Consider the following 22,759-nt stretch of genomic DNA (forward strand, 5'->3'; position numbering starts at 1 on the left):
TCCTGCAACATTTCTAATTTCTGAATTACAAGCAATGTTCCTGCCGGTCTTTAGGCTGCAACGGCGCTGTCGGGAGAGGACTTTACGCACATTCGGCCGCTACGACGCTGAAAGCTGCCACGCGCCCGGATTCAATCCGCGCATCCGCTCAAAGCGAGCTGTCCGCAGAAACCGGCCGAGCTCTCCCATGCATTTTGCTAACCAGAGTATTTGCCAGCCCTTCGCCGCAGTGGCTCTGCGGCAAGTGCCATTTACCCATTGGGCTAAGATCGCTTGCTGCGCTTCTTGGCCGCGGATTCAGCCATGGCGGGGGCTTCTTGGATATTAGCCGCACCACCCATATCGCCATTCTTGGTCCGTCCGGCGCCGGGGCCCGCGCCAAGATCTGCGCCGGTCATAGGATTGGCTGCCGGGTCCGAGAGTGTCCGCTCGGCCATTTTGACCACAACTTTCATGTCCTTGGCCCTGAGCTCGACGGTCGCAGTTCCATCTCCGCCATCAGCTGGCATGACCTCTTCGAGATCGTCGATACGGTCCCATTCTTGCCCAGAGTTCCACGGGCCGTTAGCGTCGCCCTCCCCTTGCGAGGTGTTCACATACATGCTGGCATACTTCTCGACCCCAGGGAGCTTGCCCGACGGGAAGTTGTTCTCGATGGCGTAAAGCGCTTTTTCGAACGACTTCTGGTGGGCGACTTCGCGTGTCATGAGGAAGCCGAGCGCGTCCTTGATACCTGGATCGTCGGTAATGTTGATTAGCCGCTCGTAAACAATCTTGGCGCGCGCTTCGGCCGCTATGTTCGATCGCAAATCCACGGTCGGCTCGCCGCGCGAATCCACATAGGAGGCGGTCCAAGGAACCCCGGCCGAGTCGCAAAGTGCCGGCGCGCCGCCAAACAGGATCGACTCCTTGACCGATGTTCCGCTGCTCCCGATCATCAGATAAAGATCAGCTTCTTTCATCTGGCCTTCGGCAAGTTGCGCCTTAAGACCTTTATTGAGCATGGTGATGATAGAGCCGACCACTTCGAGGTGGCTGAGCTCTTCGGTGGCGATGTCCAGCAGCATGTCTTTACGGCCAAGGTCGTCTTCGCCCAGCCCCTGAGTGAAATAGCGCATGGCTGCTGCAAGCTCGCCATCGGCGCCACCGAACTGCTCCATGATCATACACGCCAGGCGAGGGTTCGGTTCAGAGACACGTACCGTATATTGCAGTCGCTTGTTGTGCATGAACATCAATGAATCCTCCGAGATTTGTCTGCCCCAACATCCTGGTATGAGGAATGTTCCTCCTCGATTTAATTTTGGCGTTTTCGAAACGGCATCGCTCAAACGCTGCTTCGGGTGTGTCTAGCCGATCCCAACGTGGCTGGCCCGCAAAAAACTGCTGGCTCTCACTGAGCTTTGATGCCGATTCCCTGGGAACCCCCAAGATAAACAAATGTTATTTCGAACTTTTGTTTCGATCTTCTGCAAAAATAAATTCACCCAATAAGCCGGAACTTACCGATCATACGCTGGTTGCGGGTGGACTGGCCGGCATTCATCCGGGCCGCGTCGGCGATTCTCCGCTGCCCGGCTGCGGCTACTATGCGGACAATCATTTGGGAGCAGTGGCGTTCTCCGGAGATGGCGAGCATATCGCGCGAAAAACCCTCGCGGCGCGGGTCATGCATGCACTTGCCGACGGACCTGAGCAAGCTCTCGAGACTTCAATCAAGGAGCTCGAAACGATCGGTGGCGAAGCGGGCGGCATAGTGCTTACTGCCGCTGGACTATCTGGCTGGGCTCACAACAGCCGCGAGTTCGCAGTTGCGTTCATGACCAGTGACGACAAGAATGCACATGTCTTCCTGCGCAAGGAGGACAAAGAAATTGAGCACTAAGAAGAAGAGGTCCCTGTCAAAGGCGAAAACCGGAACCTTGGTAATAATCGGTGGGCATGAGGACCACGACGGCGATCGCGTCATCCTGAAGGAGGTCGCGAATCTGATCCCGGACGGGCGCCTGGTCCTTGCGACCATCGCGTCGCATGAGCCGGAAGGCTATTTGGAAAAATATCAGCGCTCCTTTGGGGAGCTCGGGATCGACGATGTTATCGAACTTTACGTCAACGACCGCGTTGAGGCAGCGCACGACGAGAAAATAAAGGCGCTGGAGAACGTGAGCGCCGTGTTTTTTTCAGGTGGCGACCAACTCCGGATTACCAGTCAGATCGGTGATACGCCCATCGATGATCGGGTGCATGAAATTTTCCAAGGCGGGGGCATTATCGCCGGCACCTCCGCAGGTGCATCCATGATGAGCGACACGATGATGGTGAAAGGGCCAAACGCGGCGTCCTTTCGCATAGGCCATATCCGAATGGCTCCCGGGTTGGGCCTCCTGCCGAACGTAATTATCGATCAGCATTTTGCAGAACGGGGCCGGATTGGCAGGCTCATTGGAGCGGTGTCGCTGAATCCACGGGTCCTTGGCATCGGCATCGACGAAGATACGGCAATCGTCGTGCAGGGCAATACATTCAAGGTCATCGGCAGCGGCGCTGTCTACCTAGTTGACGCCACGGGCGTTACTCATTCGAACATTGCTGAAGGTCAACCTGATGCTGCTCTTTCAATCTATGACCTCAAGATTCACGTGCTGAGTTCGGGCGATGCGTTCGACCTCAAGACACGCCGTCCAAGGGAGAGCCCGGAACAGCGGGACGAAAACCGCTGAAGTCCGACGCCGAGCTCCTTACCATTCGCCTGATGAGCTTCTCCCAAGAGGGAGTCCGACGCTGATCGAGGCGCTTCGCGAGCGTTGCTGAACGCCACTCCACAATTCGAGCCAGCAACGCGCAACGCGGGAACATTGTGCTTGGCCGTCATCGAGGCTCCACCACCTACCCGCCAGCCCAGAGGAGTACTCCCGAGCCGTTTGCCGTTCGAACCGAAGTAGCGGCCGCGGCGACACTGGCTGTGAACGGGAAACGGCTGTTGCGGCATTAACAGAGGTCATCGTCATGTGCCCGGATATTCCAGGTGCAGGTGCTTCTGCCGCAACTAATAGGTTCATTGCGCGGATGGTTTCGCCTCCAGGGCGGCCGAACAGCGTCAAGGCTGTCATCCTCCGCACCGGCGGCGGCTATTAACCCGCAGCGGCATAGTCACCCCCCGACCCACCACCAGCGTGTCCGCCGGCGAACCATGGGCGGGATATCTCGCGGGAGACCAGAATACCACATCCGAACGCGTTCACCATAACCATGCCCCTGTGAGGGTGATATGCCGCAACAAGAACTCTTCCGGTTCGGGACCTCTTGAAGTCGTCAAGAACCTCGGCAGCAAAGCCGCCTCTTTTGGGCCGGCGCTTCAAATGCGATCAAGTGGGTGGTTGCCAACTGCTCCTCGCGCGCTACCTGCTTCGCCCAAGCCGAGCGCGAAGGGTGGGAGCGTGCCTTCGGCGAACAAACAAATCCCTTGCATCGCGACGGAGTGAAGGTTGATCGCTCAATTCACCACATCGGGCGACGGACTTGCCTACGATATCTGCATCGTCGGAGGTGGCACTGTCGGCTTGGCCATTGCCGCGGCTCTCGAAAATGCAAAGCTACGCGTCTGCGTTCTTGAAGCGGGCGGCAAATGGCAGACCAAGAGGTCTCAGGAGCTCTACCACGCCATTGTCGCAGATCCCCTCGTTCACGCGTCGCTCCAGAATTTCCGGATACGAGCGTTGGGAGGATCGAGCCGAGCATGGGGTGGCCGTTGCGTGCCGTTCGATAGCATCGACTTCCAGAAGCGCGAATGGGAGTGCAATTCGGGCTGGCCGATCACCTATGAAACACTGCTGCCCTACTACCGTCGTGCGCACGAGGTGATCGAGGCTGGGTCCTACGACTACGATCCAACAAGCGCGTTGCCTGGTTCTCCCGTTGAACTCGTAGAGGGCGTCGACGACGATTTGTTCAGGACCCGCCTGGAGCGGTTTAGTCCACCTACCAACGTGTGGAAACGGTTTTCCGGGTTGCTGCGGTCTTCGCGCCATATCCACATCTGGTTAAACGCTGCGGCGACGGGAATTCGCCTGGCGCCAAATGGGCGTTGTGTTCACCACATCGACAGTGTTGACCTGAAGGGCACAAAGCGTGAGGTCACGGCTTGCCATTACATAGTAGCCGCAGGCGGCTTTGAGACCACCCGACTGCTACTTGCCTCGAATGATGTGATGCCGGCTGGTATCGGCAACGCCCGGGATCAGCTTGGTCGTTTCTATATGGCCCATCTGGGAGGCACAGTCGGAGCACTAAAGTTGCCGAACGCCCAGCAGGCAGTTGCTTTTGGCTACGAGCGGGACGCGGCCGGCATCTACTGCCGAAGGCGGCTAGCGCTCACGGAGCAAGCGCAGCGGGAGCATAGCTTGCTCAACCAGATCTTCCGCACCCATCTGCCAAATCCAGCCGATCCCAGCCACAACGACCCGATCCTCTCGGCGATGTATCTCGTCAAAAAGACATTTCTCCCCAAACACCTCAGAGGTCGGCAGCAACATTCAGTGACACTGAACCAAAAGCTCGCGCACGTTCAGAACGTCGTATCGTCGCCATTGCGTCTCGGGCGCTTCGGTGTGGGCTGGATGGCGAAAAGAACTTTCGCACGGCGAAAGCTGCCCTCCATCGTGGGCGAGCCGTGCGCCAATGTGGTCAATCTTGAGTTTCATTCGGAACAGGAGCCGAACCCCGCAAGCAGGCTGACCTTGGTGACCGAACGCGACCGATTGGGTATGCCGAAGCTGCGCGTCGATTGGAAAATCACGAACAACGGTCTCCAGAGCATCGCTCGCGCTTATCGGCTGCTCGGTTGGAAGTTGGAGAAGCTCGGAGCTACCATTTCAGGATTTGAACCTGACCATGTGATGGAAATGGCAAGCAAATCAGGCGCCATGGATGGTCATCATCTCGGTACCACGCGGATGTCTGCGACCCCGGCGGACGGGGTTGTTGACGCTGAATGCCGAGTTCATGGACTGATGAACCTGCACATCGCAGGTGGCTCGGTTCTGGCCACCTCCAGCCAGGCGAATCCCACCTTGACGATCTTGGCCCTTGGGCTCCGTCTCGCCGACAGGCTCCGCCAGTGATGATCACACCGGCAGCTGCTGAGTGACTGTCGCCAAATGCGCGCCTGAAAGTCGGTACCGGGCGGGATCTGAGTCAAGCGGGTCCGGGGCCGAGAACCCTTTGTCCGACCTGGCTCGCCAGTTCTATGCAATCAGGTCACATTCGGGAGGCGGCTTTCCCGTGTCGGGGGCCCGTGAGCACTTATCGCGGCGGGGTCTCTTAGTTCCATGCGAATGTGGGCAGGCTCGCAAGCGGATCCAAGTGCAGTCGGCCCTTGTAGAGGGGGAGAGGAGATATCTCAGCTGGAGGACGCCCGCATTCTCGATATCTCGCGCAGTAGATGCTTTCGGAATTTTAGAAAATGACCGAGCCAACCCCAGCCTCGACTTACCCCTGCAAGGTGGGTTCTCGGCCGGACGCCGTTCGAAGGCAACTATTTGCCGGACCGTGCGGCCGTGATCGTTGCTGACAGATGACTGTTCGGCCATGCTCAGCAAGCACCCAGGCGGCGTCTCGGCAATCAAGGCCTCGCCACCATCAATGCGCCGAAGCAAGATGTCCATCTTTGCCCATGGCAATTGCAAATGTGCCGTTCACGTCATTTCCGATCGCCGCAGTTCTTTAAAATCGCGGATCGCCATCGACACGAACGCCGAACAGCACCGAGCCGGCGGCCTTTTCTGCCGCGTCTTCCACTCGATCAGAAAACCGGCGATTCCTACCGCCTGGTGTTGACAGCGACTGTTCAAACAAGACGAGTTCCCGACCAGTGACCCGCCAGTTGTCCGGGTGTGCTGGAGTGGTCGCTTGGCCTTTCCACAGCCCTTCGCGCAAGCCGGTGGCCGTCAGCGTGCAGCCGGCGAGAGCGCATCGCGGGGGTTTCCGCCTGTTGGTGGGCGAGACATACAGGTGACCTTGTCGATCATTCCGAGCACCGTTTGGGGGGCACTGTGGTGAGCCATGTGCCCGGCATTCGGGACTATTTCAATCAGTGATCCTGAGATCTCGGCATGCAAGCGTTCCGCGTTGCGCCGAGCGTCGAACAACCTGTCCCGTGCTCCAGCGACAATACCGGTCGGCACGCCGATGTCTCGATAGCTGGGTTTCGTCAACAGCGCCGCGCCGAGCATCAGGGCTGTCTCCACGCAGACGGAGCGCAACTGAGATGGGCGGGTGGCAACCTCCCTTGTGCTCACCGAAAAAGCATCGGAGACCGGCCCGGGCCGGAATATTGTTCGCATGGCCGATGGCCAGCCGAATCTTACTCCGAGCGGCAGCAAGGTGTGACAGAATGCCGTGCCGATCAGCGGTATGGCCGGTAGCGCTGCGAGAGCGAGATCCAGCCTCGGTGGCGGATAGTAATAACCCGAGACGAGGACCAGGCCGGCCACCGAGGGAGCATGCCTGCGGGCCATCTCCAGCGCGATCCAAGCGCCCCAGGAATGTCCGAGCACGAGGTATCTGTGAATGCCGAGGCTGGCGGCGGCCTCATGGAAGAGATCGGCTTGCTCGCGCGCCGACCAGCGCTTTCCAGCCGGTCGCGAGCTGCCGCCGAAGCCGGGTCGGTCGAAAGCGAGGACCCGGTGCTTGGCACTCGCCAGGTCGAGCGTGCCGCTGATCGCAAAATCCTCCGCCACCGAGCCATTGCCATGCAACAGGAGCAAGGGAAGCCCGCTGCCTTTCTCGATGACGCGCAGTTCCACCCCATCGATCCTAACAGTGCGTCCAAAAAATCCGGGAACCCGAGCCGTCCTGGCGCGCGCGTGATTGTATGCCGCCAGCGACAGGCCGGTAGCCGCAAATAGCGTGGCGAGCTTTATTAGGTTTGATAACATGCTCAGCTCCGGCGCTGGGACGACATGGTGGCACCACGGTTCGGTTGTGCGGCGCCGACTGCATCGACCAGATTAACAGCGCCGCTGCCGATCACCCTCAACGTCTCGCCCTTCACCACGATGGCCGTATCCTCATAAAGGCCGATGCACAGAAAGCATGGGGTCCGACGACCCGGCTGTTTTGCCTCGGCAGTAGGCCTCGTCAACTCTCGCCGTGCTGGTGATCAGCTTCCGATAGCGGAGGTTCTCCCTTCGAGGTTCACGGCGAGCGCGTTGCGCGGCATTCAACTCAGCGCCGATCCGGCCGTCTGTCGCGCTCGGCAGCCGGATTCATCTGATTTTCGGCAGCCGGTCCCATTGATGGAAAGGAGGCGGAGAGGTCAATTCCCATTCCAATGTGGTGGCCCCTGGCCCCCACGGGTTCGTGCCGGCGGCCCTTCGCCGGTGGAAAGCCTCCACGATGCCGGCGATAAAAATCGAGACACTCGCGGCCGACAAATACGATCCAAAGGAGGAGACCATGTTCCAACCGGCAAAAGCGTCGGGATAGTCGATATAGCGACGCGGCATGCCAGCCATCCCGAGAAAGTGGTGGGGGAAGAAGACGAGGTTCACACCGACGAAGGTCGTCCAGAAATGGATTCCAGCCAGGAGCGGGTTGTACAGATATCCCGTCATCTTCGGAAACCAGTAATACCAGCCCGCGAAGATGCCGAAGATGGCCCCCAGCGAAAGAATGTAGTGGAAGTGTGCGACGACATAGTAGGTGTCGTGCAATTGACGGTCGAGGCTGGCATTTGCAAGTTGAACGCCGGTCACCCCGCCGACAGTGAACAGGAATATGAAGCCGAGCGCCCACAGCATCGGGGTGCGCAGGCTGACCGAACCACCCCACATGGTTGCAATCCAGGAGAACACTTTTATCCCGGTCGGCACCGCGATTACCATCGTGGCGAATGTGAAGTAGCGCTGCGTGTCCAGCCCTATTCCGCTGGTGTACATATGGTGTGCCCAAACAACGAAACCGATCGCCCCGATCGCAACGATCGCGTAGACCATCCCCAGATAGCCGAAGATCGGCTTTCGCGAGAATGTCGAGATCACCTGGCTGACGATGCCGAAGGCCGGCAAGATCATGATGTAGACTTCCGGATGGCCGAAAAACCAGAAGAGATGCTGGTACAGGATAGGATCGCCGCCGCCGTCCGGCGCGAAGAATGTGGTGCCGAAGTTCCGATCCGTCAGGAGCATGGTGATGGCGCCGGCCAGGACAGGCAGGGCCAGCAGCAAAAGGAAGCCGGTGATCAGGATCGACCACACGAAAAGGGGCATTTTATGCAACGTCATCCCTGGCGCGCGCATATTGAAGATCGTGGTGATGAAATTGATGGCGCCTAGTATAGAAGAGGCTCCCGCGATGTGCAGAGAAAGAATGACCAGATCGACGGCAGGACCGGGATGGCCGGAGGTCGACAGGGGCGGGTAGAGGAACCAGCCGGTCCCGGGACCGTAGCCGCCGGGGACGCTGGGCATGAAGATTGATAACAAAAGCAGCATCAATGCCGGCGGCAGCAGCCAGAACGAGATGTTGTTCATGCGTGGGAAGGCCATGTCCGGGGCGCCGATCATGATCGGAACCATCCAGTTCGCGAACCCACCGATTAGTGCGGGCATGACGGTGAAGAAGATCATGATCAGCGCGTGCGCCGTGGTGAACACGTTATAAAGTTGCTTGCCGGCATCTATGGCCGCGTCGCCCTGGTAGCCGTAGATCATCGATGCCAACCCGGGGAAAATCTGGATTCCGGGTTGCTGCAGCTCCATTCGCATGCCCACCGATAAGAGCATGCCAATGACCCCCGCTATAAAGGCGAAGATCAGGTAGAGCGTGCCGATATCCTTGTGGTTAGTCGAAAAAAGCCAGCGGGTGGTGCCACTCGGCTTGTGGTCGTCGCGGCTGCTCGGAGCCGCCGCCGAATATTCACTCATGAGCGTTCTCCGCCTCAGCCATCCCTCAACAGGGCATCCGAACCGTGATGTCAGTTGATTGTTCCCTCCCCAGAACGCCCGACGCGAGGGAACATACGGCAGAAGCCGAGGTTCGGGTCGGGCGCGGCGTGACCCTGCGCGGTTGAAGGATCAACGTCCATGCTGGCAATCATTGCTGCGACATTGGTTCTGACGACAGTGGTCGGCGGGCTGATTACCGCCTTCTGGATCGGCGGTCTTCGTCTCCACGACCCGACGTCGGACAGGGCAATGCACCTGGAGCTGCTAATCAGACTTGGCTCTCCTGTTTGGACGGAGTCGTCCTGATATGGACACCATCACCGCGAAACTCGACCCGAGAACGCGAGTCGGCTGGCTGCTGCTCGGCTTCGCGCTGGGCGGCTTCTTCGATGGCATCGTCCTGCATCAGATTCTGCAATGGCATCATCTTCTCTCGGGTCTCACCGACCCTGCGGGTGACGACCTGCGCTTTCAGATCATGGCCGACGGCCTCTTCCACCTGTTCATGTACGTGTTGGCCGTTGCCGGCACGGTGCTGCTGGTGGCGGCGAGGGCATCAGGCGGGCGGGCCGGAACGACGACCGAGATTCTTCAGCTCGCCTTCACCGGGTTCGGCGTCTGGCATCTGGTGGACGCCATTGTGTTCCATTGGCTGCTCGGCCTGCATCGGATCAAGATGAACAGCGACATGCCGCTCGCCTGGGACATTGCGTGGCTGGTCATCTTCGGAATCGTGCCGCTGCTGTTGGTGCTGGTGCTGCCTAACCGCGGTGGACCGGCACGCGGTGCCTCGGCGGCTCTGACCAGCATCGTCCTGCTTGCAGGACTGGCTGCGGGCGTCGGCCCACTCTTCAACGGTGCCGCCACTTCCGTCATCGTCTTTCGAGCTGGGATGGAACCCGCCGCAATGATGCGGGCGATTCAAGCCGCCGACGCCGACCTCAGGTGGGCTGACATCAGCGGCACCATCTGGGCGGTCGATAGGGTCTCGTGGCGCGGGTTGATGATCCTGCACGCGCGCGGCGCCCTGGTCGTCAGCACAATGCCTATCATTGCCGGATGCCTCGCCTGGACCGATGCCGCCCGGAGGGACAACAGCCCCAACGCGCGAAAAGACATTGCTGCCGCGCTTTGAGTTCGGAATCGGACAGGGGGCATGAAGCTCGCCATCGAGAGCAGCCAGCCGGAGCACCGCGGATCCTTGTCTTGCGCGAACGCTTTTCCGGTCTGGAGGGTGGGCAAGTCCCACTTTTGGCTTGTTTGATTCAAGCTCTGGATGCAACGATTTGTGCGACTGACGCCCAATGGACCAAGATGTCCGCATTGCCTGGGCAAGGCAATGGAACAAGGTCGAAGCGGCGGTGATAACCGCCGCTTTATCGAGGCCGTGCTGTGGATCGTGCGCACGGCAAGCCCATGGCGTGACCTTCCAGCCTTTTTTCGGAGTTGGAACACCGCCTTCAAGAGATGCCGCGATTGGGCCAAAGCCGATGCTTCCGTTGGTGTCGCAGGGTAGCCCGAACTCGATTTACGCGGGTGGTTCCCAGCTTTTATCCGGTGCCGGCCAGATGGATCCGGATGGTACCAGCGAAGTTGCGTCCCTATATGACAAGTGAACACAGGCTCCTCGAAACCGGAGCTGTTGGGCCCCTCCCCTTCCAGAGCCAGATTGTCATGACGTCACCTGCGACCGCTGAACAACCCAAAGCGATTCAGATTGGGCTTCCCGCCCTCAGCAACAGCTATGCGCAACTGCCGGAGCGCTTCTTCGCGCAGACAGATCCGAAGCCGGTGTCCGAACCCCGACTGATTCGGTTTAACAGGCCCCTTGCCAAGGAACTCGGGCTCGATGCCGACCAGCTTACCAGCCCGGACGGAGTGGAAATGCTCGCCGGCAACAGATTTCCGGCAGGCTTGCAAGCCATAGCCCTGGCCTATGCAGGTCACCAGTTCGGAAACTTCGTGCCTCAGCTCGGCGACGGGCGCGCTCTGCTGCTTGGCGAAGTGGTGGACGTCAACGGCATTCGCCGTGACATCCAGCTGAAGGGATCGGGACTGACGCGGTTCTCGCGCAACGGCGACGGCCGCGCAGCCCTCGGCCCCGTCCTGCGCGAGTACGTCGTCAGCGAAGCAATGGCCGCGCTGGGCATTCCGACGACGCGAGGCCTGGCGGCTGTGCTCACCGGGGACCCGGTCTATCGCGAGGTCCGGCTGCCCGGCGCAGTCCTTACAAGAGTGGCGACCAGCCATATCCGGATAGGCACCTTCCAATATTTCGCTGCGCGCCGCGACACCGCGGGGCTCAAGATCCTCGCCGACTATGCCATTCAGCGCCACTTCCCACTGCTGGCGCGGCAAGCGCGGCCTTACCGTGCTTTGCTGGAGGCCGTTGTCGCTGCACAGGCCGATCTGGTGGCGCGCTGGATGCTGGTCGGCTTCATCCATGGCGTCATGAACACCGACAACATGGCGATCTCGGGCGAAACGATCGACTATGGCCCGTGCGCCTTCATGGACGCCTATGACCCGAGCGCGGTGTTTAGTTCGATCGACCGCGTCGGCCGCTATGCCTATGCCAACCAGCCTCATGTCGCGACATGGAACCTTGCACGGTTTGCCGAGACGCTGCTGCCGCTCATGAGCACGGACGAGAATGAAGCCGTCTCTGAAGCTGAAGAGGTGCTTGTGTCTTTCCAGTCCTCCTATGAGACTGTGTTGCAGCGCGGCTTCCGCAGAAAACTCGGATTGCGGACCGAGGCGGAAGGCGACTTGCAACTCGCTGCCGATTTTCTGGATGTGCTGGCTGTCGGCGAAGCGGACTTCACGCTCGGCTTCCGGCGTCTGGGCGATGACCTCGACGCTGCGGACGGCCAAGGCACGGCGCGGCAGTTGTTTCAGGATCCAGGCGCATTCGATGTCTGGTCGGCGCGGTGGCGCGAGCGCATCGCAAGCGAAGCAGCCGACACGGCCACGCGCCGGGCCGGCATGCATGCCGCCAATCCCAAATTCATCCCTCGCAACCATCGCATCGAGGCGATGATCAAGGCGGCGCTGGGTGGCGACTTCGAACCTTTCGAGGAGATTCTCAGGGTCATCAGCCGGCCCTTCGACGAGCAGCCGGGGATGGAGCGCTACGCGGACCCGCCCCGACCGGATGAGCGGGTTCTGCAGACCTTCTGCGGGACATGAGAGATCGTTGCGCGAGGAAGCAGGATCTGACCAGGCATGCGACCGCCTCTAAATCTCGCTGCGAGCACGATGTTCCTTCGGCCGGCGCACTGCTCGGGCCGAGGTGCAAACATACACCGGGTGTATTCCTAACTGCGTTTCAGTTCGTGCGGAACCGATATCGCCCTCAGCAGCCGTACTCGGAGGCGAAATTCGGGCGGACCGGGCAGTTGACTTCATGCTCTGCGCAATGAGAGGCACGAACGGCGCTCCGAGGCAAATCTGGCCGTCGTCGGAGATCTCGCCTCGTTCCGCCTTTCGGGCGCGCTATTCCTCAAAGCCGGCTAGTTTCTGCCAGTCGAAAACAACGCCCACGCCGGGCTCGTCGGGTGCTATCGCAGCACCATTCTGAAGCCTAAGCGGCTGAGTGGTATAATGGTCTATATCGAAGCTGTGCGCCTCCACCCAGCCGCCATTTGTCTGGCCTGCGACGAGGCTGACATGAAGTTCCTGCATTCCATGGCTGCACACGGGAATGCCGGCGTTGCGTGAAAGCGCTGCCACGCGCAGCCAGCCCGTGACCCCGCCGCAGTTGGACGCGTCGGGTTGGATGTAGGCGAGCTTGGACCAGGCGAAGGCATGCTCGAACTCCTCGATGACATGCAGGTTTTCTCCCATTGCCAGCGGCATGCCCGTTGCCTTGGCAATGCTGGCGTAGCCTTCATAGTCGTCGGGTATGATGGGCTCCTCGAACCACAGCAGATCGTACGGCGCAAATGCTGTGGCCGCTTCGATCGCCCGCGGGACGTTCAGCGCGTAGTTGGCGTCAACCATAAAGGTAGCGTCGGGCCCGATGCGCCCGCGGACTGCCTTCACCCGGGCCACATCCACCGCAAGATCGTCCTTGCCGACTTTGATCTTAACCGCCGTGAAGCCGGCCTTCAAATAGGAATCGGTGCTGGCCAGGAGCTGATCAAGGGTAAAATTCAGGTCGATGCCGCCGCGATAGGCCTTGGCGGTCTTCCCTGTGGCGCCAGCCATCTGCCACAGCGGCAGGCCACTGCGCCGGCCCTTGAGATCCCATAGCGCGATGTCGATTGCCGATATCGCGAAGGATGCGATACCGCCTCGCCCGACATAGTGGATGTGCCAGAGCATGCCGTCGTAGAGCGTCTCGATCCCGGTCGCGTCGCGTCCCCGGACGAAAGGCGCGAGGTCGTGCTCGATCATTGCCTTGATGGCATGGCCGCCCTTGCCGCCGGTGTAAGTGTAGCCGGTGCCCTCGCTGCCATCGGCAAGCCTAAGCGTGACAGTCACCAACTCGAAATGCGTGTGCGCGCCGTGCTTGGCATCGGTCATCACCTCACGCAGCGGGACCCGGAACAGCCGGGTCTCGACATCCCTGATTTCGGTGCGGCTCATGCGGCATCTCGTCCAGATTTTTTCATCGGACCATAATTGCACCAACTTCCCTGGCTCGCAACGGTCTGCCTGGAATTTCGGTGCCATTGGGAACTTTTGGTCCTACGATGGTCTCGGCACGCTTGTACTTTGGTCCGAATTGCTTTCTAATATGATCGCTGATTGGGAGGAAGAAGGCTTGCTGCATACGGGAGAGCCTGAGATGCCCGCAGTGATCGTTGCCGCCCGCGCGGCCGACGCGATGGTGGCTGGGATCGAGGCCGACATCACATCCGGAAGGCTTGGCGATGGCAGCTACCTGCCGGCCGAGCGCGAATTGATGATCGAGTATGGCGTGGGCCGGGGCGTTGTGCGTGAGGCGATTGCACGTCTGGCCAGCCGCGGTCTGGTGGAAGCGCGTCCACGCTTCCGGCCAGTTGCACGCAGGCCCGGCCTGGATGCTGCGCTCGGCGCCCTCAATGGCATTGTCGGCCATCTGCTGAGCGACCAAGCAGGCGTGAAGAACCTTTACGACATGCGCGTCTTCCTCGAGGCCTCCTTGGCGCGTAATGCGGCCATGCATGCCCGCAAGGAAGACATCGCAGCGCTCAGGGCCGCACTGGCGATGAACGAGGCGGCTATTCCGGACTCGCAGAAATTCTACGCAACCGACGTGGCTTTCCACGCAGCGCTTTATGATATCGCCCGGAACCCGGTGCTACCTGTGGTGCACAAGGCATTCACCGCTTGGCTGTCGCCGCAGTGGATGCGCATGCCCCGATCGCCCGAGCGCAACCGCGTGAATTTCCTAAGCCATCGGGAAATCTGCACGGCCATCATCGAGCGAGATCCCGACGGCGCCGAGCGGGCGCTCCTCAATCACCTTTCGGCGGCCTGGGAGTATGTGCGCGGTACTTTCGAAAGCCGTGAGGCGCCTGAGGCATGACGCAGTCCTACGACCATATCGTAGTGGGCGGCGGCGCAGCCGGATGCGTTGCGGCGGCAAGGCTGGTGAAAGCAGGAAGGCGAACCCTGCTAATGGAGGCCGGCCATTCCCATCATCACCCTCTGCTCGACATGCCGCCCGGCATCTTCAAGATGATCAACGGCTCGAAATTCATGCGCTATCACCGCACCGAGCCGCAAGCCCACCTCGACGGCCGCATTCACGAAATCTCGCAAGGCAACGTGTTGGGTGGCGGCACCTCGGTCAACGCCCAGGTCTATATGCGGGGCCGCTCGGCCGATTACGACGAGTGGGACGACATGATGCGCGGCAACAATGCCGGGGTACGCTGGAACTGGCAGGCAGTGCTGCCGCACTTCACCGGCATGGAGGGAAACAATCGACTCGCCGGCGAACTGCATGGCAGCGAAGGTCCGCTGCTGGTCTCGGATCCCGGCCACATCGACGATGTTTCGCGTTGGTTCGTCCAGGCGGTCCAAGGGCTGGGACTGCCGTACAACCATGATTTTAACGGGCCGTCGCAGCGCGGCGTCGGCTTTTACCAGTTCATGAACCGGCGCGGAAAGCGCAGCAGCGCCGCCTACGCTTTCATCGAGCCGCTGACGAATGACCCGAAGCTGACGGTGAAGCTCAATTGCACTGTCAGCCGGCTGCTGATCGAGAACGGGCGGGTCACCGGCGTCGTCTACTCCGACGCATCGGGCGCCGAGCATATCGCCTATGCGGATGCCGACGTCATTGTCTCGTCGGGTGCCCTCATCTCGCCGAAACTGCTCATGCTGTCCGGCATCGGCCCGGCCGACGCGCTCGCCAGGTATGGCATTGCCTGCGTCGCCGACCTTCCCGGGGTCGGCGAGAATCTGATCGACCATCCGGAGGTCCCGATCATTGCCACGGCGAACGGCCCTTACGGCTATTTCAGGCAAGGCCAAGGCTGGCGGATGATAAGGAATGGCCTGCATTTCAAACTCTTCGGCACCGGCACGATCCTCTCGGCAGGGGTCGAGGCCGGCGCCTTCGTCAACCCAGCTGATCCCGACGGCGAACCGACGATCCAGGCCTTCTGCGTTCCGCACGTCTATCTGGATCGCGATATTCTGACGTTGGTCGAGAACACCTATGGGCTTACCGTCACGACGGTGGTTGTGAAGCCGAAGTCGCGCGGTTTCGTGAGGCTGCGTTCGGCGAATCCGAAGGACATGCCGGTCGTTTCGCCCAATCTGCTTAAGCATCCAGACGACATGCGGGAGATGATCTCCGGCCAGCGTTATTTCCTGCAGGCATTCCAGACCAGGCCGCTCGCCGATCGGGTAAAGGCCATTGCCGTGCCAAGTCGGGATGATCTCAGCGACGAGGCGCTAGCAAGACATTGCAAGCGCTTCGTCAAGACCAATTACCATCCGGCCGGCACTTGCCGGATGGGCTCCGACAGCGACCGGATGGCGGTGCTGGACGCCGCGATGCGCGTGCGCGGAGTGGACAATCTGCGGGTTGCCGACATGTCGGCCTGCCCGAACATCAATGCCGGCAACACGGCTGCGCCGGCGATGATGCTGGGCGACCGCTGCGCCGATTTCATCCTGGAGGCGGCATAGAGCCTGATCCAGTTTGCCAATGTGGCATGCAGAGGCCGTCAGGGCCGAAATCGTGAGGAAGTCCACAGTCGCAGAAAGCGACAATCAAGGAGGAAAGAGCATGATCATTACCCGTCGAAAATTACTGGTTGGCTCGGCCGCCGGCGCGGTCGCGCTGACGCTCGGCTCACGCGCCTTCGCGGCGCTGCCGCCGCTCGCCAAGAAGGACAAGTACAAGGTCGGTTTCGCCCAGACGGAAAGCAACAATCCGTGGCGCCTTGCCGAGACCAAGAGCATGCAGGGCGAGGCCGCCAAGCTCGGCCATCAGTTGGTCTACACGGATGCGGCCGGTTCGTCGGCCAAGCAGGCCTCCGACGTGAACTCGATGATCGCGCAGGGCGTCGACGCCATCTTCCTGCCCCCACGTGAGGACAAGCCCCTGGTGCCGGTCATCCTGGCGGCGCGCGATGCCGGCATACCAGTGTTCCTGGTCGACCGCGACGTCGACCACACGATGGCCAAGCCGGGCGAGGATTACGTCTGCTTCATCGGTTCGGATTTCATCGAGGAGGCGACCCGTATCGGCGAGTGGCTGGTCAAGAATGCCAACGGCAAGTCGAAGATCATCGAATTGGAGGGCACGACCGGCGCCTCGGCGGCCACAGACCGCAAGAAAGGCTTCAACGATTTCATCGCCAAGCATTCGGAGTTCACCATCCTGGCGTCCCAGTCCGGCGACTTCGCTCGCGACAAGGGCCGGCAGGTCGCAGAGACGCTGCTTCAGGCGCATCCTGACGCGGACATCATCTACGCGCATAATGACGAGATGGCGCTGGGTGCAATTGCCGCCTTGGAAGCCGCCGGCAAGACCCCGGGCAAGGATGTGCTGATCTTGTCCATCGACGGCGAGAAGGAAGGCGTTCAGGCGATCATCGACGGCAAGATCGGGGCGATCTGCGCCTGCAGCCCGCTGTTCGGGCCGAAGGCATTCGCCACGATGGCCGACTATGCGGCCGGCAAGAAGATCCCGCCGTTCATAAAGAACGAGGATGCCTTCTTCGACGCCACGAACGCGAAGAAAGACTTCGATATTGCGTTCTGATATCCACTCTGTTTCCAGCTGCCCTGCCCGCTTCGGCGGGTAGGGTTTCGGAGTTTGCCGATGACCGCCCAACCGGACCAAGCCGCGCTGCTCCTGGACATGCATGACATCCAGAAGCGTTTTGGGGGCATCCCTGCCTTGGTCGGTGCCTCGCTCCAGGTTCTTGCGGGTGAGGTCCACGCACTCATCGGCCAGAACGGTGCGGGCAAATCGACGCTTATCAAGGTGCTCACCGGCTACTACCGCCGCGATGGGGGCCAGATGCTGTTCGAGGAGAAGCCGTTCGAGGTCGGGTCTCCGCATCAGGCGCAGGTCAGCGGCATCAGCACCATCTACCAGGAAATCAATCTCGTGCCGCTCCGCTCTGTGACCGAGAACATCTGCCTCGGACACGAGAAGCGCCGCCGAGGCCTGCTCGACTGGAGCGCGATGCATGCTGAAGCCGAACGGCTGCTCAGCCGATTCTCGATCAGCATTGATGTGCGCCGCCCGCTCGGCGATTTCAACACCGCCACGCAGCAGATGGTAGCAATCGCCCGCGCCATCGGCTTTTCCGCCCGCCTCGTGATCATGGATGAGCCGACCTCCTCGCTCGACGAACGTGAAGTCTCGGTTCTATTCAGCGTCATCCGGCAGCTCAAGGCCGAGGGCGTCTCCGTTCTATTCGTCAGCCACAAGCTCGACGAGCTCTACGAGGTCTGCGACCGGGTCACGATCATGCGCGACGGCCGCACAGTGCGCAACGCCGCTATGAGCGACATCGGCAAGCTGGAACTGGTCTCGGCCATGCTCGGCCGCGATGTCGCAGCGAATGATGGGCATGCGACCGCATTCGGCGAGCGCGATCGCTCCGGGATTGGCGAGGTGCTGTTTAACGCGCAAGGGCTGTCCGCCGGCCAGTCGGTCCGCGATGTGAGCTTCGACGTGCGCCGCGGCGAGATCGCCGGCTTCGCCGGCCTGCTCGGCGCCGGCCGCACCGAAACAGCCCGGCTTGTATTCGGCGCCGACCGGCTGAAGGCCGGCGAGATGACGATGGAAGGCGCATCCTACCATCCCGCGCGAGCCGCCGACGCAATCGCCGCCGGAATGGGCTTCTGCACAGAGGACCGCAAAGCCGAGGGCATCGTGCCGGAGATGACGGTCGCCGAAAACATAACGCTGGCACTGCTGCCAAAGATCAGCCGCAGCGGCATCCTGAACGAGGCCCGGCAACGGGAGATCGTCGAGCGCTTCATTCGCGAACTCGGCATCAAATGCTCTGGCCCCAACCAGAAGGTCCGGGAACTCTCCGGCGGCAACCAGCAAAAGGTGCTGCTTGCCCGATGGCTGGCGATGAACCCGAAGCTGCTTATCCTCGACGAGCCGACACGCGGCATCGATGTCGGGGCAAAGGGCGAGATCCAGCGCCTTGTCCGCAAGCTTGCCGATGGCGGGCTCGGCGTGCTGATGATCTCCTCGGAACTCGAGGAAGTGATGGAAGGGGCCGACCGCATATTCGTTCTGCGCGAGGGAGTGAGCGTCGCCGAACTGGAAGGTCAGGCAGCCAACGAGGAGGAGTTGCTCGCGGCGATGGCGCATGGCGGTTCGGTGGAGGAGGCGGCGTGAGCGATCTGGCCAGACCATCCCATGACGCCGGAACCCTCGGCTTCAATCTGTTCGGCTTCCTGGCGCGCTACGGCACGGTGATCGCGCTGGTGCTGCTGATTGCCTTCAATCTTGCTTATACGCGCAATTTTGCGACGCTGCAGACCCTCAACGTCAACCTGACCCAGGTCTGCACGATCGTGATCGTCGCGGTCGGGATGACGCTGGTGATCGCCACGGGCGGCATCGACCTGTCGGTTGGGTCACTGATGGCGATCTCCGGCGCGCTGGCACCGATGATCTTCATGGGCACGATCTTCCCCGTCGGCAACATCTATTTGGCGGTGACCCTCGCGATGATCACGTCGATCCTCGTTGCCGGCCTGTTCGGACTGTTCAATGGCTGGCTGGTCTCCCGCTTCCGCATCCAGCCGATTGTCGCAACGCTCGTGCTGTTCATCGCCGGGCGCGGGATCGCGCAGGTCATGACCAACGGCAATCTGCAGACCTTCCGCGTGCCTCAATTCCAATGGATCGGGCTTGCCCGCCCCCTCGGCATCCCGGCGCAGGTGATCATTATGGCCGTGCTGGTCGCGGCGGCGGCTTGGGCTCTTCACCGCACGGTGTTCGGGCGAAGCATCCTGGCGGTCGGCGGCAATGAAAAGGCCTCCGAACTCGCCGGCATTGCAGTATCGAAGATCAAGCTCGCGGTTTACGCGATCAGCGGCCTATGCGCGGGGCTGGCCGGCCTCGTTGTCATCGCGATCAACTCCTCCAGTGACGCAAATCTTGTCGGGCTGGGGATGGAACTCGACGCCATCGCCGCCGTTGCGGTGGGAGGCACGCTGCTCAGCGGCGGCAAGGCGACGATCATTGGTACCCTGCTCGGCGCCCTGACCATCCAGTTGGTGCGCTACACCCTGCTCGCCAACGGCGTGCCCGACGCCGCTGCGCTCGTGGTCAAGGCCGGCATGATCGCATTCGCCGTTTGGCTGCAGCAGCAACACAAGGTGTAATCCATGAACAGCGCCCGACTGGTCCGCATCATCGGCACCTACGGTGTCGTTGTCGCGCTTGCAGCCTTGGTCCTGTTTGGATTTCTGCGCTACGACCGGTTCCTGGGCTTCTTCAACGTGATGAGTGTTCTGCGCTATAACTCAATGTTCGCGCTCGTGGCTCTTGGCATGTGCTTCGTCATTATGACGGGCGGCATCGACCTGTCGGTCGGCTCCGTCGCCGCCTTGGGCAGCGTCGCTTCCGCCCTGGCGAGCCCGCACGGCATCGCGGCCGGCCTTGCTGCGGGCGTGGGCGCCGGCCTGGCGGCCGGACTGATCAACGCGCTCCTCGTTACGCGCGGAAACCTGATGCCCTTCATCGCCACGCTTGCAACCATGCTTGCCGCAAGCGGTTCGGCGCTCCTTCTTGCCGGCAACCAGACGGTTTCGGTGTCCTACGATTCAGGTTTCACCGCCATCGGCCAAGGCAATTTCTGGGTCTTCCCGATTCCTGCGGTCATCGCCCTGGTTACTTATGTGATCGGATCGGTCGTCCTGAACTACACCAGCACGGGACGGACTGTGCTGGCCATCGGTGGCGGCGAGGATGCGTCGCGTCTGATGGGACTGCGCACAGACCGCGTCAAATTTCTCGTCTATGTCGCAAGCGGGTGCCTGGCCGGGCTCGCCGGCGTCGTTCTCGCTTCGCAGTTCGGCGCTGGCCAGCCAATCGAGGGCGTCGGCTGGGAGCTGTTTGCTATCGCTGCCGTGGTCGTGGGCGGGACGCTGCTTACCGGCGGCTCGGGCTCGGTATTGACTACGCTGGCCGGGGTGCTGCTCCTCGGCATCCTTTTCAACATCCTGAACTTTGAAAACGGGATGGGTTGGATTTCCCTCTCGGCCTACTGGCAGTCAGTGATCCGAGGGCTGTTTTTGCTCGTCGTCGTTCTTCTCCAGGCACGGCTGACGACAAGGCGCGAAACCGCCTAAGTACCCTGGTTGACCCGCCCAGGCCCGATGAGCCGTCCTGCAGACCCCCCGTTGCACCTGGCTCCGGCACCTTTTGGAGCCGGATCCGACAGCTGACTGTAGTGCAGTCACATGGCCGTCCCGGAGACGGTCATTTCCCGGCGACTGCCACGAACACGGACTGCCACTGCCTTTCCATTCGAAACAGGATGGGCTTGCTCTGCCGGCGAGACTTCGCCCGCTCCTCGGACGATGTCCGAAGGCTGAAGCGCTTCGCCATTTGCTGTCCGCAAGCAGCCCCGGCGGCTGAACGCCGGGACAAGCTGCGTGGCACGTTCGACAATTGCCGAATCCGGTTCGCGCTGAAAAAGTCTTCCTTCTCGCGTCAGCCTCAACGGAAAGCCAAGCCGATCCACCGGTGCGCCGTTCGCACGTTTCGAACATAGCGTTCAAGGAGTTCTTAAAATGATCTCCCGCCCTTTCTCCACCCAGTTCACATGCATGTAGGGGTGGGAGTTTCCGCACGAGGTCGGTCCGTTCTCAAGGCCTGTTGCCTGATTTAGAAGCGCCGTCGAGATTGTCGCACGGGCCGCGGCATTCTCTCACCGGACATGGCGGCCGCGCGTCTGCGGAAGATTGGCTCGGGGTCTGAAAGCTTAACTGTTCAAGCAACAGCTTTGGCTACAACCCGACGCTCATCGACATACCGGCATCGACAAACAACAGCGCTATTTTCTAGCGATGGATCTGGCAAAGCCTCAAGCCACGGAGCCGTCCAGCCGACTTTTCCCTCGCGCCTGCTGCGCCCGTACTTTTTGTCATCCAGAGAGGAACAACGGTAGCTCGGCCGCGTTCGGCGGCCAGTCGAGTGCATCGACGGAGACCAACATGCAAACGAACAGGAGTACCTGACATGCCAAGCAGAAACGGGTCCCCGTATCCGAGGCGAAGCGACTTCGCCAATGATGAACCCATTCGGCCGGAGGATGCCGCCGTATTGGACAGCCCCGCGGCTCATGAGGACAGGCATGGGGCGGACCCCGGTTTTGTGGGAGCCGACGATGTCGACCGGTCGATCGACGCGATGCCCCGCAGCGAAATTACCGGTCGTCATGATGAAGGGGCAGGCGCCAATGAGACTATCGACGGCTTAAGCGAAACCGAGGAGCTGACCCGCAGCTACGCCGAGGACATACCGGCCGGTGACAATGAGGAGGACGAGGAAAACATCCCTGTTTTCGAAAGAGGACGAAGCAGCACCGAACTGTGAGCGGCGCGACCTCTTTGTGGCTCTAATCGCTGAGCCATCTTTTCTGGCTATGAGCGGGACGCGGCCGGAATATCCCGCCGACGGCGGCTCGCGCTCCGGCAAGCGATACTGCAGCAAAAGTTCAGATGCAGATCGCGCTTTATTCGCCGTTGCGTCTGGGGTGTGTCTTTCCTGCAGTCCTCAGGCAGAGCCGCGTTCGGGCAGCTCGGTCTCTTTCGCGACCTCTTTTCCTGGGTTTCGGCGGGAGCGTTTCGCTTCATCAGAATTATTCTCGTCGTCTGTCCGCTCGAGTTCCTGATCGATTGTCTCGCGCGGCCCCTCTACCGGATCCTGTTGCGGAGATGTGTTCGGGCCGGCTTCGATCCTGTCTTCGCCGGGAACGGCGCGGTCGGGGGACTTTGACATTTTCCAGATTCCCTTTCGTCTGTCATCTGGCTAGGGTTTTTTGCGGCGAATTGACTTTCGGGCGCCTACCTGCCGAACCGAATCGTCGACGCTTTGTTCCGGAAGGACCCGCAGGTCGTTTTGGCCTGCTGGAACATTCGCGACGATGGAAATCGGCCGAAGACCTACGCAGATCGGCGCTCTTATCCCCCACCTCACCCTCGGAACTTGGCCAGCAGTGCCGACCCACATTGAAAACCGCTATACATCAGGATGTTTTCCTTTTTGAAGCGCCCCAATTGGGTTATTGCGTGTTCTAGAGCGTTTCATATTTTGACGGAAGCGTAGCCTGCGTTTTCGAAGTAGTTCTTGCATTCGGCTGCCTCGATGGTTTCGACGA

Annotated in this window: 17 protein-coding genes and 1 pseudogene; 13 read left to right on the plus strand and 5 right to left on the minus strand. The window is 60.8% G+C overall.

Translation table 11 applies throughout. The features are described 5' to 3' along the window. Window positions 1-263: 263 nt before the first annotated feature. Complete coding sequence (locus NKI99_RS24560) at window positions 264-1,235, minus strand: manganese catalase family protein (protein WP_127296825.1); 972 nt, start codon at window positions 1,233-1,235, stop codon at window positions 264-266. 47 nt (window positions 1,236-1,282) lie between these two features. Here NKI99_RS24560 and NKI99_RS24565 point away from each other — a divergent pair, with 47 nt between their 5' ends. The 3 genes from NKI99_RS24565 (at window position 1,283) to NKI99_RS24575 (ending at window position 5,120) form a co-directional block, all read left to right on the plus strand. Further along, window positions 1,283-1,885 carry an isoaspartyl peptidase/L-asparaginase gene (locus NKI99_RS24565; protein WP_352612342.1) on the plus strand — a complete coding sequence of 201 codons (603 nt, stop codon included), beginning with the start codon at window positions 1,283-1,285 and terminating at the stop codon, window positions 1,883-1,885. Continuing rightward, window positions 1,875-2,720, plus strand: a complete 846-nt coding sequence (locus NKI99_RS24570) for a cyanophycinase (protein WP_352443063.1) — start codon at window positions 1,875-1,877, stop codon at window positions 2,718-2,720. Before NKI99_RS24565 ends, NKI99_RS24570 begins: the two co-directional genes overlap by 11 nt. Before the next feature lie 765 nt (window positions 2,721-3,485). Next, window positions 3,486-5,120, plus strand: coding sequence for an FAD-dependent oxidoreductase (locus NKI99_RS24575; RefSeq protein ID WP_352612344.1), 1,635 nt, complete (start codon window positions 3,486-3,488; stop codon window positions 5,118-5,120). Window positions 5,121-5,945: 825 nt separating this feature from the next. Here NKI99_RS24575 and NKI99_RS24580 read toward each other — a convergent pair. Both NKI99_RS24580 and ctaD read right to left on the minus strand, forming a co-directional pair. Continuing rightward, the gene (locus NKI99_RS24580) at window positions 5,946-6,803 is read right to left on the minus strand and encodes an alpha/beta fold hydrolase (protein ID WP_352443066.1); all 858 of its coding nucleotides are present in this window, start codon (window positions 6,801-6,803) and stop codon (window positions 5,946-5,948) included. 462 nt (window positions 6,804-7,265) lie between these two features. After that, on the minus strand, window positions 7,266-8,924 hold the full coding sequence (gene ctaD, locus NKI99_RS24585) for a cytochrome c oxidase subunit I (protein WP_352443067.1): 1,659 nt from the start codon (window positions 8,922-8,924) through the stop codon (window positions 7,266-7,268). 328 nt (window positions 8,925-9,252) lie between these two features. Between ctaD and NKI99_RS24590 the strand changes: the two genes are divergently transcribed. The 3 genes and pseudogenes from NKI99_RS24590 (at window position 9,253) to NKI99_RS24600 (ending at window position 12,134) form a co-directional block, all read left to right on the plus strand. Further along, window positions 9,253-10,080, plus strand: a complete 828-nt coding sequence (locus NKI99_RS24590; RefSeq protein ID WP_352443068.1) for a DUF2243 domain-containing protein — start codon at window positions 9,253-9,255, stop codon at window positions 10,078-10,080. Between the two features lie 179 nt (window positions 10,081-10,259). Continuing rightward, window positions 10,260-10,434: pseudogene (locus NKI99_RS24595) on the plus strand (transposase); the annotation flags it as partial. 185 nt (window positions 10,435-10,619) lie between these two features. Continuing rightward, window positions 10,620-12,134, plus strand: coding sequence for a protein adenylyltransferase SelO (locus NKI99_RS24600; RefSeq protein WP_502905138.1), 1,515 nt, complete (start codon window positions 10,620-10,622; stop codon window positions 12,132-12,134). Window positions 12,135-12,440: 306 nt separating this feature from the next. On the opposite strand, the gene NKI99_RS24605 is transcribed toward NKI99_RS24600, so the two are convergent. Continuing rightward, on the minus strand, window positions 12,441-13,535 hold the full coding sequence (locus tag NKI99_RS24605) for a mandelate racemase/muconate lactonizing enzyme family protein (protein ID WP_352612347.1): 1,095 nt from the start codon (window positions 13,533-13,535) through the stop codon (window positions 12,441-12,443). On the opposite strand from NKI99_RS24605, the gene NKI99_RS24610 reads away from it, so the two are divergent. The 7 genes from NKI99_RS24610 to NKI99_RS24640 all read left to right on the plus strand — a co-directional run bounded on the left by NKI99_RS24610 (window position 13,534) and on the right by NKI99_RS24640 (window position 21,975). Further along, on the plus strand, window positions 13,534-14,460 hold the full coding sequence (locus NKI99_RS24610; RefSeq protein ID WP_352612349.1) for an FCD domain-containing protein: 927 nt from the start codon (window positions 13,534-13,536) through the stop codon (window positions 14,458-14,460). The two genes, NKI99_RS24605 and NKI99_RS24610, sit on opposite strands and share 2 nt — an antisense overlap. Further along, window positions 14,457-16,076, plus strand: a complete 1,620-nt coding sequence (locus tag NKI99_RS24615; protein ID WP_352443070.1) for a GMC family oxidoreductase — start codon at window positions 14,457-14,459, stop codon at window positions 16,074-16,076. Before NKI99_RS24610 ends, NKI99_RS24615 begins: the two co-directional genes overlap by 4 nt. A gap of 100 nt (window positions 16,077-16,176) precedes the next feature. Further along, window positions 16,177-17,157, plus strand: coding sequence for an ABC transporter substrate-binding protein (locus tag NKI99_RS24620; protein WP_352443071.1), 981 nt, complete (start codon window positions 16,177-16,179; stop codon window positions 17,155-17,157). Between the two features lie 60 nt (window positions 17,158-17,217). Then, entirely contained in the window at window positions 17,218-18,762 is a 1,545-nt protein-coding gene (locus NKI99_RS24625; RefSeq protein ID WP_352443072.1) for a sugar ABC transporter ATP-binding protein, read from the plus strand. Next, the gene (locus tag NKI99_RS24630; protein WP_502905137.1) at window positions 18,759-19,757 is read left to right on the plus strand and encodes an ABC transporter permease; all 999 of its coding nucleotides are present in this window, start codon (window positions 18,759-18,761) and stop codon (window positions 19,755-19,757) included. Before NKI99_RS24625 ends, NKI99_RS24630 begins: the two co-directional genes overlap by 4 nt. Window positions 19,758-19,760: 3 nt before the next feature. Further along, entirely contained in the window at window positions 19,761-20,726 is a 966-nt protein-coding gene (locus tag NKI99_RS24635) for an ABC transporter permease (protein WP_127297628.1), read from the plus strand. Between the two features lie 892 nt (window positions 20,727-21,618). Further along, on the plus strand, window positions 21,619-21,975 hold the full coding sequence (locus tag NKI99_RS24640; protein ID WP_352612352.1) for a hypothetical protein: 357 nt from the start codon (window positions 21,619-21,621) through the stop codon (window positions 21,973-21,975). A gap of 180 nt (window positions 21,976-22,155) precedes the next feature. On the opposite strand, the gene NKI99_RS24645 is transcribed toward NKI99_RS24640, so the two are convergent. Continuing rightward, entirely contained in the window at window positions 22,156-22,380 is a 225-nt protein-coding gene (locus NKI99_RS24645) for a hypothetical protein (protein WP_352443073.1), read from the minus strand. Between the last annotated feature and the right edge of the window lie 379 nt (window positions 22,381-22,759).

Origin of the sequence: Mesorhizobium sp. M0239, assembly GCF_040321815.1 — a bacterium.
GTDB lineage: Bacteria > Pseudomonadota > Alphaproteobacteria > Rhizobiales > Rhizobiaceae > Mesorhizobium.